This is a genomic window from Rossellomorea orangium, from assembly GCF_019334305.1.
Taxonomy (GTDB): Bacteria; Bacillota; Bacilli; order Bacillales; family Bacillaceae_B; genus Rossellomorea.
Genome location: NZ_JAHWGH010000013.1, coordinates 80,585 through 96,207, shown reverse-complemented (window position 1 = coordinate 96,207; position 15,623 = coordinate 80,585). Strand labels below are relative to the sequence as shown.

Here is a 15,623-nt window from a genome sequence, read left to right as displayed (position 1 = left end):
CCAAGCAGGATAAAGATTTCTCTTCCATTCCTTTAGATTTCACATGTCAGAACCGCTCATTGCCAGAAATTATCCTAAACCAAAAGGTTTACAACCCACAACTTTAGGCAACCTTGTATTAATAAAAACGACGCGGGAGATTACGATATGGAAATCCTGTTCTGGTGTGATATGATGAAATCAGTAAGAAGTGAAGACGAGATGAGTAGATCTGTTCATGGTCGTTTAAGGGGAAACATATAATATGAATATCAATACGATAAAAGATTGGTTTACGCTTGAAAATATGATGGACTTGATTCAGCAATATCGTTCATTTGGACCGATTCCGGGAATCCTTCTGCCATTGTTGGAGGCGTTTCTCCCGTTTCTTCCACTGGTCGTGTTTGTGACGGCCAATGCGAATGCGTTCGGATTATGGTGGGGCTTTTTGTTTTCATGGATCGGTGCGACCCTTGGTGCCCTGATTGTATTCCTGTTGGTCAGAAGATACGGGGAGGCCAGGATCTTTCGCTTCTTAAGGAAGAGCCGCCAGGTGAATCGATTAACGAAGTGGGTAGATAAGCATGGATTTGGCCCATTATTCATTCTCCTATGCTTCCCCTTCACGCCGTCTGCTGTAGTCAATGTGGTGGCAGGTTTATCTTCCATCAGCATCGCTCAGTATATGCTAGCGGTCGTGACAGGGAAAATGGTGATGATATTCACCATAAGCTTTATCGGATATGATATTATATCATTAGTTAAACAACCTATTCGTACAGTCATCGTTGTAGCCATTATTTTCGTTTTGTGGTTTGTAGGAAAACGAATTGAGATACATCTGAATAAGAAGATGGAATTAGACCAACGAATTGAACGGAAAAAGCAGGAGGAATCAAATTGAGAGAAGAGGTAAAAAGAGAAGGACTGGAATGGATCAAAGCCCTGGGAATTGGATTAATCATCTTTATCATCATTCGGACCTTTCTCTTCTCCAACTATGTGGTGGAAGGCGAATCCATGATGCCGACACTGCAGGATGGAAATAAACTGGTTGTAAATAAAATAGGCTACCATATCGGGGAATTGGACCGCTTTGATGTAGTGGTATTTCATGCAAATGAAGAAGAGGATTATGTAAAACGAATCATCGGGCTCCCGGGTGATAAAGTCGTTTATAAAGATGACAAGTTATATGTGAATGGAGAATATTATCCTGAACCTTACTTGGAGAAGTTCAAGCAGGAGTATATTGGCAGCAAGCTGACAGGTGACTTTACCCTGCAGGAAATCACTGGTGAAAAAATAGTTCCAAAAGGAAAAATATTCGTTCTCGGGGATAATCGCAGGGGTAGCATGGATAGCCGTTATTTCGGTTTTGTAGACCGGGAACAGATTGTCGGAAAAGTGGACCTTCGCTATTGGCCCATCAATGAATGGGATGTACAATTTAGAAAATGACATCAAGGGAAGACGACTTAAATGATAGTCGTCTTCTTTTTTTGTGAATTCTGTACTTGTTGTCCTCCAAGGCTCCATATAGATATGTTAGAATAGTAAGAAAATTCGTTCGTTTTGAGGGTGGTATTGTGACGACGGAACTTCCGATTATTGAAACTAAATTTGTGCCGCCTGTTGTCAAGGATTCTTATGTTAGGCGTCCAAGTTTATTGAAAAAAATGAGAACGGTTACAGACTATAAATTAGTGATCGTTCATTCCGGAGCAGGCTATGGGAAAAGTACAGCCATCAGCCAGTTTTTGCAGGATGTGAAACCGAATTATTGCTGGTACTCAATCACACAGACAGATGATGGACTGATTCCTTTTGTGACAAATATTGTCTACAGCATCCAGAAGCAGATTCCGCAGTTTGGACTGGAGCTTTGGGAAACGGTCAGGTCGATGGGGCAATATATGAAAGAGGATGATATCTATCGGTTGAGTGCATTGTTTATTAACGAGTGCATGAACATTCCTCATTCATTCATCATTATCGTGGATGACTATCATCTTGTGGACCATTCATTTCTCATCAATCAATGGATGGAGAAGGTCATTGAGCACTTACCCGGTCATATACACATCTTTCTATCTACACGCACCAAACCTTCATGGGCCTCATTTATACAATTGAAAATCTCCCGTCAATTGCTGGAGATAACGGAAAGTGATTTGTGTCTGACGAAAGAAGAAGCAGAAGTCCTGCTTACGGACTTTCATGAGGTAATCATTCCAGACTCCCAGCTTGATATGATTTATGACTTAACCGAAGGATGGGTCATTGCTGTCAGTATGATCCATTCGCAACTTCAGGAAAACCCGGAGATTCTCTTGGTGGACAAACAACACTCTTCCCTGGAAGAGCTCTTTCATTATTTGGCCCACGAAGTATTTTCCAAACAAACACCAATCGTTCAGCAGTTCCTGAAACAAATTTCAATCCTGGATGAAATCAACGGCAGTATGTGCGAAACCATTTTTGAACTGCCGGGATCGGGACAGATGCTGAAGCAGTTGTCCGATAAAAATGCACTCCTTCAGGAAATGAAAGGTTCTCACCACTATCGCCTCCACGCTTTGTTTCAAACGTTTCTGGAACGTAAATTAAAAGAAGAGAGCCTTGAACTTTACAAAGAACTTCAGCAGAAGTGCGCACGATTCTTTGAAGGACAGGGTAAGTGGAAGAAAGCAATCTTCCATTATATGAAAATGGAAAACATCGAAGCGGTATGTTCCATCCTGGTCCGGGAAGCTGAAGAAATGATGAAAGGCGGACAGCTCGAAACACTGGGTGACTATTTGGGGGAAATACCGGATTCCTTGAAAGATGCCTATTATTCTTTGTGGTTTTATCAAGGTGAGTTCTTCCGATATCGGTCATTTTACGAAAAAGCGGAAAAAGCATATGACAGTGGGATACGATGTGCAAAAAACGATCCGGTTATGCTGAGTAAGTCGTATGAAGGGATTGGAAGGATCTATTTAGATACTATACAACCCGGGAAAGCACAGCGGTATTTATTAAAGGCCATTGAATGCTTGGAGAGCGGGGAAGAAGAGTATCTTATAGAAAAGAATCGACTGTATGCATTAATATCTGAGAATCTGGTCAATTCAGGGAAGGCGATAGAGGCCAAGCTATGGTATGACAAAGGGAAGTTAAACGGGTTCATGAAGGAAGAAGGAAACCTTGAGGCAAGGATGCTCCTCCGTACAGGAAAGCTTCACGAAGCGAGGCAGGTCCTTCTTTACAAGGAAAAAGAGGCGCAGCTTCCTCAATCTCATCGTGAGAAGGAGCTGCTATTGTCCCTCATTCAATCGTTCATGGGAAATGGCGTCGAAGCCAAAACGCTGGCTCAGCATGGGATCACCCAAGGGATCAAAGGGAAATCCCCGTTTGTTGAAGCGTGTGGATGGATGAGGATGGGTCATGCTGTTCAGTTGATCAGCGATTATGATACTTCACTCTCGAAAAGCTGCTATGAAACGTCACTGGAATTAATGAATCAGATCAATGTTTCAAGGGGAAAAGCAGAGCCGTATATGGGCCTCTCCATTCTTTATGCAAGAGTAGGAAATTTTCAAAAAGCGAGGGAACTGGCAGAAGAGGCGTTACATGAAACAGAGAAGGTAGAGGATATGTGGTTGAATTCCCTCATCCTCCTTAGTGTCGGAATAACGGACTACTACAAGGAAGCGTTCAAAGAAGCAAGAATGAACTTTGAGCGGGCACGAGGGCAATTCACTTCATGTGGTGACAGGTACGGCAAAATGATGACAGAGCTGTGGATAAGTGCGACGGCTAGTAAAATAGATGACATGTGCTTATTCAAAGAAAGCATGATCTCCTGTTTGAGTGAAGTCCAAATCGGAGAATATGAGTTTATATTCTTCAAACCGACCACATTCGGACCGAAAGATCTTCAGACCCTGATTCCACTCGTAGTAAAAGCTTATCAGGAGGGGATTCATATCCCTTACTGCCACCATCTATTAACCAGATGGGGGCATGATTCTATATCCTCTCATCCGGGTTACACGATTAAGGTTCAGACCCTTGGACGTTTTGAAATATGGTTAGGGGATCATAAGGTGAAAGAGAAGCAATGGCAAAGGGAAAAGGCGAAGGAATTATTTCAATACTTCCTGATCCAGGGGCACAAATTAAAGAGGAAGGAAGAGATCATTGAAGAGTTGTGGCCGGAAGGGACCGGTTCAGATCGTGATTTCAAGGTGGCACTCAACGCCCTGAACAACGTATTGGAGCCGAATCGACAAGCAAGGGAGAAAGCATTCTTCATCTCTAGACAACAGGAGGGGTATGGGCTGAACCCGGCAGCGAATATCGAATACGATGCAGAACAATTCATCAGCTGGATTATGGAAGGAATAAAAGAAAATGATATGGAGAAGTCCCTGCAATATCTTGAAAGAGGATTTCACTATTATAAAGGCATGTTCCTGCCTGATCGAAAAGGAACGTGGTGGACCGAGAAAGAAAGGGAAAGAATACATCTATTCTATTTGAGGGGATTAGAGAAAAGGGCCCAGATTGCAGTGAGAATGGAAGATATGGATGAAGCCATCGATTACTGCCTCAACATCATTGAACATGACTCCCTTTGGGAAGAAGCTTACAGGATTCTCATGTACTGTTATTACCAAAAGAATAATCGACCCCAAGCAGTAAGATGGTTTCAACGCTGTAAAGATCGGCTTGAGTCAGAACTCGGAGTCGATCCGATGATGGCCACCCGGCAAATGTATGATATGGTCATTGGAACAGAGCGTAGTGAGAAAGGACGATAATGAAAAAGGATCAGATCGGTTAACGGTCTGATCCTTTTAGTTTGATAATAAGTGATTTATCAGCCTGTCTGCTTTATAGCGCCCGATTCAACCCTCATTCCTTTTAGGAAGGCATCGACGAATTGCTCGTCCCACTGAGTTCCTCTCCCATCATTTAGAATTGAGAACGCCTTTTCATAAGGCATACCCTTTCGGTAAGGGCGATCAGAGGTCATGGCGTCAAAGGCATCGGCGACAGCAATCAATCGTCCGAATATGGGAATTTCCATTCCTTTTAATTGATCCGGATACCCTAAACCATCCATCCGCTCATGATGGTGCTTGATGCCGGGTAAGATTGGAAGGAGCTCTTCAGTAAGTTGAACCCCTTTGACGATTTCTTCTCCAATTACAGGATGACGCTTAATCTGGTCAAACTCTTCATCTGTTAATTTCCCTTCTTTTAATAGCACATCATCACGAATCCCGATTTTACCGATGTCGTGAAGAAGGGCAGATTTATTAAGTAAATCGATATCCTTCACCGACCATTTGCACTGCTTGGCAATTAAAATGGAATATTCCGCTACCCGCTTGCTATGACCAGCTGTATAAGGATCGCGAGCATCCAATGTGCCGGCCACCACTGCGAAAAATTGGTCGAGGAGCTGCTGATTCTTCCGGTCCCTGAGGTTGATGGCATCCACCATATGATTAAATCCGGAGAAAAGATGAGAAAACTCATCCGTATACGTATTCGTAACGGTAGCAACATGCCCACCCTCCACTTTTTTGAAATGGGAGACAAGCTCCTTCACGGGTTCTTCAATGCTCTTAAAGATAAGGACCGCCCCGTAAAAGGCAAGGAGCGTAATGATGAAGATCAAGGTCCCTGCCCATTTCCAGTAGTCGACTAAAAGGGTGGAATCCTCAATCGATAAGCGGATCTGAGAAGCGAGTGAAAACAGCAGTATCGGAAACAACGCAAGAAACAATGAAGCTGCCAAAATCTTTCGTTTCAAACTGATAAATATTGTTGACTGATTAGCCGGATCCGTTCCATATGCTTTCATCGTTTTTTGAATAAGGTCTTCTTGAAGTCCGTGACATGCTTTAAAGGTTAAGAAAAATTCGATTAATGCATGAAGGATCGCCACTAAAAAAGCACCACACCAGGCATACAATATATAAGAGTATGGAAGCGAAAGTGAATCTGTATGAATGAAGAAGACGGTCAATAAAGTCGAAGGTAGAGCGAGCCCAAGGAAATGAGGGAGCATAATTCGTTTAACTGTTAAAAGCGGGAATCTTTCTGCTTGTTGATAAGCAGTTATCAGGAGATCCAATTCGATCGTCCCATCCTGCTTTTGATAGACAAGCTTAATAGGACGAATATGCCTCTGGTACACAAGGAATTCAAAGCCGAACATCGTAACAATCGAGAGGGAAATGATGCTTCCCATTGCAAAGAACTCGCTTTCCTTAAGGGAAAGGGTTTGAAAGATAAACACAGAACCGACACCAAACACAGCGATGATACTGCCCAAAAGATAATTCTTAATGATTGTACGCTGAAATTGCTGAAATATATTCAAGGATGAATCCTCCAAATTCACTAACATTTAGTAGATTCATTATAAAGGAAAATGGGAGCGGGGAACATAGGTGATTGATAGATTTGTGGGAAGAGTGAACGTCTTTGTTCAAGTTTTCGGAAAAGTCCAGGCGTTTTGACGGTAAGCCAGTCTGAAAGGTGCAGGAACCAGCCTATCTTCAAGAGCAAGCAGCAGGGTATCGTTCAGCATCCAGATGTCCTTCGGGAAAATCCAGCCGAAATGGGGTGGAATCAAGCCGTTTTTCGGGATAATTCAGCTAAAACGATCCGGAATCCAGCCGTTTTCGAGGATAATCCAGCTGAAATCCCAATAAATTCAGCTGTTTACCTTTTTTATCCAAATCCTATCTCATCGCAAGCACGTACCACGGACCACGAGCCAATCCCCAAGACACCTGTAACTCATTTGTAACTCCTCTCCCCTAAGATGAAATCAAAGCTATTATCGCTTTAGTTCATATCTTTAGGGGGAGAAAATATGAAACGATCATTTAGTTGGACTGCTCTGATCCTGATATTGTCATGCCTGCTGGTTTCTGCAAGTGCCTGCAGCTCGGAAAGCAGCGGAGGCTCAGGAAGTGGAGGAGGAAACGAACAGGAGACGGTGAAAATTGGGGTGCTTGCCTCGCTGACCGGTGCATTGGAGTCATATGGGAAGCAAACGAAGCAAGGGTTTGAATTGGGACTCCAATATGCGACGGATGGAACGATGGAAGTGGCAGGAAAGAAGATAGAAGTAGTATATGAAGATACAGAAACGAAGCCTGAGGTAGCGGTTCAGAAAGCGACGAAACTATTAGAGGAAGATGAGGTCGATTTCCTTGTGGGATCATCAAGCTCGGGCGACACGCTTGCGGTCCTGCCTCTTGCAGAAGAATACGAAAAGGTCATGATTGTCGAGCCGGCTGTTGCGGATAGTATTACGGGTTCAGAGTTTAATCCATATATTTTCCGGACGGCCCGTAACTCTTCACAGGATGCTGTTGCAGGGGCAGCAGCGATTGCTAAGGATGGTGTGAAGATTGCCACCTTGGCACCGGATTACTCATTTGGGCGCGATGGGGTGGCAGCATTTAAAGAAGCGGCGGAAAAGCTTGGGGCAGAAATTGTCCTGGAGGAATATGCGGACCCCGCTGCAACGGATTTTACATCCAATATCCAGAAGGTCATGGATAGTAAACCGGACTATCTATTTGTCATCTGGGCAGGTGCAAACTCTCCCTGGAATCAGATAGCCGATATGAAACTTCAGGAAAAAGGAATCAAGATATCAACGGGTGCCCCTGACATTGCAGCACTTTCCGCGATGGAGCCACTTGTTGGGATGGAAGGGTTCAGCGTGTATTATCATGAGCTCCCTGACAATGAAATCAATGATTGGCTGGTTGATGAGCATCAGAAGAAATATGGAGAAGTACCGGATCTCTTTACCCCTGGTGGAATGAGCTCAGCAATCTCCATTGTAGAGGCGATTAAGAAAACAGAAGGTGATCTTGATGCAGATAAACTGATCGAAACGATGGAAGGTATGAGCTTTGAAACTCCGAAAGGGAAGATGACGTTCCGTGAAGAGGATCATCAGGCCCTCCAAACGTTGTACGCCATCAAGCTTGAGAAGAAAGAGGGAGTACCATATCCTGTTCCGGTATTGATCAGAGAGCTTTCTCCGGAAGAAACCGCTCCTCCTATACGTAACTAATTAGTATATAAAGAAAGAAGGGGGTGACTGACATGGTGTTTCGGCACTATGTTCACAGTCAGCCCCTTTCATGAAATCAGAACGGGGTGAAGAACTTGAGTATATTAGAAACCAAGAATCTGAGTATTACGTTTGGTGGTCATACTGCCGTTGATGATGTGACGTTCTCTGTACCTGAAAAGGAATTCAAATCTATCATCGGACCCAATGGCGCTGGAAAAACGACGCTTTTTAATCTATTGAGCGGTCAGTTAAAGCCTACGGTTGGCGATGTTTTTCTCAAAGGAAAGAAAATTACGGGGTTATCACCGACAAAACGCGCCCGCCTGGGTGTCGGCCGTTCCTTTCAAATGACGAATGTGTTTCCGAATTTAACAGTTTTAGAGAATGTGAGGTTGGCTGTTCAGTCCAAACGGGGAATCCGCTACGTAATGCATCGGAATATCAAAGCATTCAGGGATATGATCAGCGAATCGCATGACTTGTTGAAACTGGTATTGCTTTCGAATAAAGCAGACTCCCTTGCAGCCAATCTAGCCCACGGAGAAAAAAGAAAGCTTGAAATCGCCATGCTGCTTGCACTGGATACGGAAATCTTACTTTTGGATGAGCCGACTGCCGGCATGTCTCTTGAGGAAGTGCCGCAGATCTTGGAAGTGATCCGGACCATCAAATCCCAAGGAACGAAGACCATCGTCCTCATTGAACACAAAATGGATATGATCATGGATTTGTCAGACAGTATCATGGTGTTATTCAATGGGAGACTGCTCGCTGACGATCATCCGAAGGAAATCATGAAAAATGAGCAGGTCCAATCGGCTTATCTGGGGGGACTTTATGATGAGCACACTGCTTAAAGTAGAGGGGATTGAAACGTATATCGGACAGTATCACATACTTCAAGGTGTTTCCTTTGAAGTGAAAAAGGGGGAAGTAACCGTACTTCTCGGGAGGAACGGAGCGGGCAAAACCACCAGTCTCCGGAGCATCATGGGCCTGACTCCCCCATCGTCAGGTAGAGTCATCTATAAAGGTGAGGAGATCAATGGGCTTCCTACCTTTAAAGTAGCTGGTAAAGGAATTGGTTATGTTCCTGAAGATCAAGGGATATTCGGGGACCTCACGGTGGAGGAAAATATGAAGGTGGCCATGAGAAGCCGGGATCAAGAGACGGAGGATCGAATGAATTGGATCATTGATCTGTTTCCTGATTTAAAGAAGTTCTGGAAGAAAGCAGGGGGGAACTTAAGCGGAGGACAGAAGCAGATGCTTTCCATCGCACGGGCGTATTTAAATCATAACGATCTTATTTTGATTGATGAACCGAGTAAGGGTCTCGCTCCGATCGTCGTCGAGAAAGTCATGCGTTCCATTGAAGAAATGAAGGAAAGAACGACAATCCTTCTTGTAGAGCAGAATTTTTTGATGGCGAGCGGGGTCGGGGACCGTTTCTATATTATCGATGATGGAACAACCGTTCACGATGGACAGATGAAGTCATTGGTGAAAGATGAAGAGTTGAAAAAGAAATATTTAGGAATTGCGTGAGGAGTGAATGGGATGGACCTCATCATTAATCTGGCACTGAATGGATTGGCGACAGGGATGCTGATCTTTTTGCTGGCAGCAGGATTGACGCTCATTTTCGGATTGATGGATGTTTTGAATTTTGCCCATGGAGGATTATTCGCATGGGGGGCATACAGTGGTGTTTGGGTTTATACCGTGACTGGGAGTTTTGTCATCGGCATCATCGGGGCCGTCGCGACAGGATTGGTATTAGGTTTTGTGACGGAGAAATTCATCATACAGCCTGTGTACGGAAACCATGTACAGCAAATCCTGATTACCCTTGGATTTATGCTTGTTCTGTCTGAATTACTGAAAGTGGTGTGGGGACCGAATCAGTTATCGGCCACAGCACCTGACTATCTAGCGGGAAGCTTTTCAATTGGGGACATCATCGTCATTAAATATCGTATCTTCATCATCATTATAGGATTTTTGGTTTTTACGATTGTTCAGCTGATTTTGAATAAAACAAGGATTGGATTGATTGTCAGGGCAGGGGTCATGAATAAAGAAATGGTCGAATCCTTTGGAATCAATATCAAAAAAGTATTCTTGTACGTATTCACGGTCGGGTCAGCACTGGCTGCCCTTGGTGGGATCTTACTTGCGCCGTATTCAGGTGTGATTTATGCCGAAATGGGCATGGAGTTCGCGATCCTCGCCTTCATTGTCGTGGTGATTGGGGGGATGGGAAGCTTTCCGGGTTCATTATTCGCGGCAATCCTTGTGGGATTGTCAGGATCATTCATGACGTATTATGTCCCGGAGCTATCCCTGGCCGTGAATATGATCTTAATGGCACTCGTACTCATATTCAGACCACAAGGATTATTCACAGTAAAGGGGTGAGGATATGAAGATTCTCAAAGTTAGGTCACACGCAGTTTTAGGAATGACATTAGCCATTTTAATTGTCTACCCTTTATTTAACGATTCGAGGAGCATGCTGATTCTCCTGACCCAGATATTCATCTTTGGCATCTTCGCCATGAGCTATGACCTCCTTCTAGGTTATACAGGGATCGTTTCCTTTGGGCATGCCATGTTTTTCGGAATCGGAGCTTATTCCACCGGCATCTTTCTCGATCGAATGGAGCCTACCATGTTTTGGCTCGCCGTTTCCATCTTGGTCGCATCGGTCATAGCGGGAGCCGTCAGCTATATCGTCGGACTCCTGACGCTGCGCCTCAAAAGTCACTTCTATGCCATGCTGACCCTTGCATTTGCAGGATTGTTCCTCGTCGGTGCGGAAAAGTGGAGGAGTCTGACGTTTGGTAATGATGGATTCACTTTTCGGACACCGGATTTGATGAAGGACCGTCTAGTCTTTTACTTCATCTGTCTTGGTGTCATGGTCATGATCTTTCTATTATTAAAGAGATTCACCCATTCTCCGGCAGGCTCCGTCCTCCAGGCGATAAGGGAGAACGAGCAGAGAGTGGAATCGATTGGATACCAGGTTCTACATTACAAAATATTAGCAAGTGTGATAGCGGGCGTGACGGCAAGCCTCGCCGGTTCTTTGTATGGACTGTCCTTGCGATTCGTTAACACCAGTGTATTCACCATGGATGTGACCCTTGATGCATTATTGATGACCATTATCGGTGGTGTGGGGACACTCATCGGACCGATTGTCGGGGCAGGGTTGATTGAGTTTGCCCACCACTTTCTGACCGAACTCGCCAAAACATATCCGATTTTTGAACGATGGATCATTTTCTTCGGGATCCTTTATATCCTCGCCGTTATGTTCTTCCCAGCAGGAATTGTAGGGTCATTCAAAAAAATCAAGAAAAGCAAACGAGCAAAGGAAGAGAGCAAACAGCAAAACATCGCAAGCTAAAGGGAGGATCTTCATGACAATCGGAATACTCAGCACGGGGGTATATTTACCATCATCCATTATGACTGGTAATGAAATTGCGGAAAAAGCAGGACTTCCATTAGAAATTGTAGAAAGCAAAATGGGGATCAAAAAGAAAACGGTTCCAGGTCCGGAAGATCATACGTGTGCCATGGGAATTCGGGCTGCAAGAAAAGCCATGGAAAAGGCAGGTATCGATCCCAAGGAGATTGATGTGATTATATACGTAGGGGAAGAGCATAAAGAATATCCTCTCTGGACAGCAGGTATCAAGCTACAGGAGGAAATTGGCGCGTACCATGCATGGGCATTCGATGTTTCCCTTCGATGCGGGACCACCATCATGGCAATGAAACTGGCAAAAAGCTTACTCGAAATGGATCCTGCCATCAAAACGGTCCTTCTGGCAGGAGGCTACCGTAACTCTGATTTCATTGATTACAAGAATGAGAGGACCCGTTTTATGTTCAACCTGGCAGCAGGTGGAGGAGCGATGATCCTACAAAAAAATCTGAAGAAAAATACGGTATTGGAAACGGCCATCATCACCGACGGCTCATTTTCAGAAGACGTTATCGTCCCTGTGGGAGGAACGAAGGAGCCTTTAACAGAAAAGTCCCTCCATCGATATAAGCTGGACGTGACCGATCCTGAAGGAATGAAAAAGAGGCTGGAACAGAAATCCATGGATCATTTCTTAAAGGTAGTACGGGAATCGGTATATAAAAGTGGATACGAAGAGAAAGACATCTCCTACGTCGCCATGCTGCATATGAAAAGGTCCGCCCATGCCTATGTATTAAAGGAATTGGGGCTTTCAGAAGAGCAATCCATTTATCTGGAGGAATATGGTCATATAGGTCAATTCGATCAAATTTTATCATTGGAAGTGGCAGAAAAAAGAGGGAAGCTGAAGAATGGTGACCTGGTGGTCCTTGTCAGTGCGGGGATCGGGTACGCATGGGGAGCGACTGCCATCGTATGGGGAAATCCATAATTAAGGGGGATATGGTATGGCAACGGTTCAATTGAAAAAAGTATTGCTAGGGAATGGAGAGACGTTCGCTTATCGTGAAAGGAGCGGGGGGCATATCCCTCTCGTTCTGGTTCATGGAAATATGACCTCCTCCAAACATTGGGATGTTGTACTTGAAAGATTGGAAGAAACGTATAAGGTTTATGCCGTTGATATGAGAGGGTTTGGGGAATCAAGTTATCATCGGGAGATTGAGGGCATCAGAGATTTGTCCGATGACCTGAAGGACTGGGTAGACGGAATGGGGCTTGAAAGATTCTCAATGATGGGATGGTCTACCGGGGGAGCGGTCGCCATGCAATTTGTCATTGACTACCCCGATTACTGTAAGAATCTTATTTTATTAGCTTCTGCTTCGACAAGGGGGTATCCATTCTTCGGAACGAAAGAAGATGGCACCCCTGATATTGGAAATCGTCTTCGAACAGTGGATGAAGTGATGATGGATAAAGGGAAGACCATTCCTGTACAAGCGGCGTATGACCAAAATGACAGGTCATTTCTTAGGGGTCTCTGGAAAGCCTTGATTTACACCCATGCCGAGCCCGAAGAAGGACGGTATGAAGAATACATCAATGACATGAGGACACAACGGAATCTGGCTCATATCTATCAAGCACTCAATACGTTCAATATAAGCAATACTCACAACGGCCTCGTTGAAGGGACGGGTAAAGCAAGCTCCATTTCCATCCCTGTCCTGGTGTTAAGGGGAGACCGGGATTATGTCATCACCAAAGAAATGACAGAGGAAATTGTCGAGGATATAGGAGAAAATGCTTTATTTGTAGAATTAAAGAATAGTGGGCATTCACCGCTCATAGACGATCTGGATCAATTACTTCATCAAATCCAATCGTTTTTGCAAATGAAGGAGGAACTAACATGAGGCTTGAGGGGAAAGTCGCCTTGATCACAGGCGCAGCGAATGGAATCGGTTACGCAGCAGCAGGTACGTTTGTAAATGAAGGGTGTAATGTTGCCCTTGTGGACTTCAATCAGGAGGCCGGAGAAGAAAAAGCGCGTCAACTGAATGAACTCGGAAAGGGCAAAGCTGCTTTCTTTCAAGGCGATGTAGCTGACCGTGCTTCTGTCAATTCTTTTGTTGAAGCAGTAAAAGATCGATTTGGCAAGATCGATATATTAATCAATAATGCCGGCATTACAAGGGACGGTATGCTCCATAAGCTTTCGCCCGAAGATTTTCAGAAAGTACTGGATGTCAATTTGACGGGTGTATTCAACTGTACCCAGGCGGTCCTGCCCCACCTGATCGATCAGGGGAAAGGTAAGATCATCAACACCTCTTCAGTCAGCGGGGTATATGGAAACGTCGGACAAACAAACTATGCTGCAACAAAAGCGGCAGTTGTTGGGATGACGAAAACCTGGGCAAAAGAATTGGGTCGCAAAGGAATCAATGTCAACGCAGTCGCACCCGGTTTTACCGAGACAGGCATGGTGGCAGCTGTTCCTGAAAAAGTCATTGATCAAATGAAAACGATGATCCCTCTGGGGAGATTGGGAAGACCGGATGATATCGCAAAGGCTTACTTGTATCTCGCATCAGACGACAGTGACTATGTGAATGGCACCGTCCTCCATGTTGACGGTGGGATCATGATGTAATTCGATGAGAAAGGGAAGTGATAAGATGAGAAACGTAGTCATTACATCGGCTTTTCGTACGCCGGTTGGAGCATTCGGAGGAGCATTCAAAGAGCTTCTTCCGACAGACTTGATCGTACCTGTCATGAAAGAGGCGGCGAAAGAAAGCGGGTTATCAGCCGGTGATATCGATGAAGTGATCCTTGGGCATTGCATCCAAAGGACCGATCAGCCGAATACGGCAAGAACCGCTGCACTACTCGCAGACTTTGACGACACGACGACAGGATTTACGATCCAGCGCCAATGTGCAAGCGGCATGCAGGCCATCATTTCTGCAGCCATGCAAATTCAGACGGGCTTATCCGATATCGTTCTTGCCGGCGGTGTGGAAGCGATGAGTTCCAGTCCTTATATTCTTAAACAGCACCGCTTCGGTCAAAGGCTTCAACACGGGGAAATCCGGGATTCCGTTTGGGAGGTGCTCGAAGATCCCATCCATGGCATCATGATGGGGGAAACCGCTGAAAATCTGGCAGAAATCCATTCGATCTCCCGTGAAGAACAGGATGAGTATGCGGTATTAAGCCACCAACGTGCAGTGAACGCATTGGAACACGGGTACTTTGATTCGCAGATAGTTCCCCTAACGGTTAAAGAGCGCAAAGGCGAGAAAGTCATTGATCGGGATGAAAGTCCCCGGGCAGGACTGGAGATTGGCAAGTTGCAAAAACTAAAACCTGCGTTTCGTGAAGACGGGTCCGTCACTGCGGGAAATTCATCCAGCTTGAATGACGGTGGAGCGGCACTCATCTTAATGAGTGAAGAAGAAGCAAAAAAAAGAGGACTCGAGCCCCTCGGAAGAATCGTAGGATACTCAGTAACAGGCGTCGATCCCAAAGTGATGGGAATCGGTCCGGTTCCGGCCATTCAAAAAGGCTTACATATGACGGAAAACTGGTCTCTGGATGACATCGATTTATTTGAGATCAACGAAGCGTTCGCAGCCCAATATTTAGCGGTGGAAAAAGAGCTTGGTCTGGACCGTGAGAAGGTCAATGTGAATGGAAGCGGCATCAGCATTGGACATCCCGTCGGCTGTACAGGTGCCCGCCTTGTTGTGTCATTACTGCATGAAATGAAACGCCGGGAATTGAAGAAGGGAATTGCGTCATTATGTGTGGGCGGAGGCATGGGGGCATCCGTTTTAATAGAGGGAATGTAGTATGGAAAGTACCGGTCCTTATATGGGCGGGTGCTTTTTTACGTTAGGGAAATAAGTGAAATACTCTCCGCTTCCATGGCACAAAATATGTGAAATTAGACTCATTTTCCCTTATTTACAAAAAATTTACCCTATTATGACAACGGTTAATGTACGCTAAATGTGTAATGTATTTAAAGGAGGCGAAGCAGTTTGAAATTTGTACACAAGAAAGTCATTGGTATTT

At 44.8% G+C, this 15,623-nt stretch carries 13 protein-coding genes; 12 read left to right on the top strand and 1 reads right to left on the bottom strand.

The features are described from left to right. Positions 1 to 244: 244 nt before the first annotated feature. From KYJ26_RS09360 to KYJ26_RS24200, 3 genes are all read left to right on the top strand, one after another. Positions 245 to 886, top strand: coding sequence for a TVP38/TMEM64 family protein (locus KYJ26_RS09360; protein WP_219167007.1), 642 nt, complete (start codon positions 245 to 247; stop codon positions 884 to 886). Further along, positions 883 to 1,443, top strand: a complete 561-nt coding sequence (lepB, locus tag KYJ26_RS09355; RefSeq protein ID WP_219167006.1) for a signal peptidase I — start codon at positions 883 to 885, stop codon at positions 1,441 to 1,443. The genes KYJ26_RS09360 and lepB overlap by 4 nt, the downstream gene beginning before the upstream one ends. Positions 1,444 to 1,571: 128 nt before the next feature. Further along, positions 1,572 to 4,793 carry a BTAD domain-containing putative transcriptional regulator gene (locus KYJ26_RS24200; protein WP_219167005.1) on the top strand — a complete coding sequence of 1,074 codons (3,222 nt, stop codon included), beginning with the start codon at positions 1,572 to 1,574 and terminating at the stop codon, positions 4,791 to 4,793. 59 nt (positions 4,794 to 4,852) lie between these two features. On the opposite strand, the gene KYJ26_RS09345 is transcribed toward KYJ26_RS24200, so the two are convergent. Continuing rightward, positions 4,853 to 6,367: an HD domain-containing phosphohydrolase gene (locus KYJ26_RS09345; protein ID WP_219167004.1), complete on the bottom strand. Its 1,515-nt coding sequence runs from the start codon at positions 6,365 to 6,367 to the stop codon at positions 4,853 to 4,855. Positions 6,368 to 6,865: 498 nt separating this feature from the next. On the opposite strand from KYJ26_RS09345, the gene KYJ26_RS09340 reads away from it, so the two are divergent. The 9 genes from KYJ26_RS09340 (at position 6,866) to KYJ26_RS09300 (ending at position 15,397) form a co-directional block, all read left to right on the top strand. Next, positions 6,866 to 8,086, top strand: a complete 1,221-nt coding sequence (locus KYJ26_RS09340) for a substrate-binding domain-containing protein (protein WP_219167003.1) — start codon at positions 6,866 to 6,868, stop codon at positions 8,084 to 8,086. An 86-nt stretch (positions 8,087 to 8,172) separates the two neighbouring features. Further along, positions 8,173 to 8,946 carry an ABC transporter ATP-binding protein gene (locus KYJ26_RS09335; protein ID WP_219167002.1) on the top strand — a complete coding sequence of 258 codons (774 nt, stop codon included), beginning with the start codon at positions 8,173 to 8,175 and terminating at the stop codon, positions 8,944 to 8,946. Beyond that, positions 8,930 to 9,637 (top strand): ABC transporter ATP-binding protein, encoded by a 708-nt coding sequence (locus KYJ26_RS09330; protein WP_219167036.1) that lies wholly within the window; start codon positions 8,930 to 8,932, stop codon positions 9,635 to 9,637. The genes KYJ26_RS09335 and KYJ26_RS09330 overlap by 17 nt, the downstream gene beginning before the upstream one ends. A 12-nt stretch (positions 9,638 to 9,649) precedes the next feature. Then, entirely contained in the window at positions 9,650 to 10,510 is an 861-nt protein-coding gene (locus KYJ26_RS09325) for a branched-chain amino acid ABC transporter permease (protein ID WP_219167001.1), read from the top strand. A gap of 4 nt (positions 10,511 to 10,514) precedes the next feature. Then, complete coding sequence (locus KYJ26_RS09320) at positions 10,515 to 11,507, top strand: branched-chain amino acid ABC transporter permease (protein ID WP_219167000.1); 993 nt, start codon at positions 10,515 to 10,517, stop codon at positions 11,505 to 11,507. A gap of 13 nt (positions 11,508 to 11,520) precedes the next feature. Continuing rightward, positions 11,521 to 12,525, top strand: coding sequence for a 3-oxoacyl-ACP synthase (locus KYJ26_RS09315; protein WP_219166999.1), 1,005 nt, complete (start codon positions 11,521 to 11,523; stop codon positions 12,523 to 12,525). A 16-nt stretch (positions 12,526 to 12,541) separates the two neighbouring features. Next, positions 12,542 to 13,453: an intracellular short-chain-length polyhydroxyalkanoate depolymerase gene (gene phaZ / locus KYJ26_RS09310; RefSeq protein ID WP_219166998.1), complete on the top strand. Its 912-nt coding sequence runs from the start codon at positions 12,542 to 12,544 to the stop codon at positions 13,451 to 13,453. Beyond that, positions 13,450 to 14,193, top strand: a complete 744-nt coding sequence (fabG, locus tag KYJ26_RS09305) for a 3-oxoacyl-ACP reductase FabG (RefSeq protein ID WP_219166997.1) — start codon at positions 13,450 to 13,452, stop codon at positions 14,191 to 14,193. Before phaZ ends, fabG begins: the two co-directional genes overlap by 4 nt. A 25-nt stretch (positions 14,194 to 14,218) precedes the next feature. Further along, positions 14,219 to 15,397, top strand: a complete 1,179-nt coding sequence (locus KYJ26_RS09300; protein WP_219166996.1) for a thiolase family protein — start codon at positions 14,219 to 14,221, stop codon at positions 15,395 to 15,397. Positions 15,398 to 15,623: the final 226 nt, after the last annotated feature.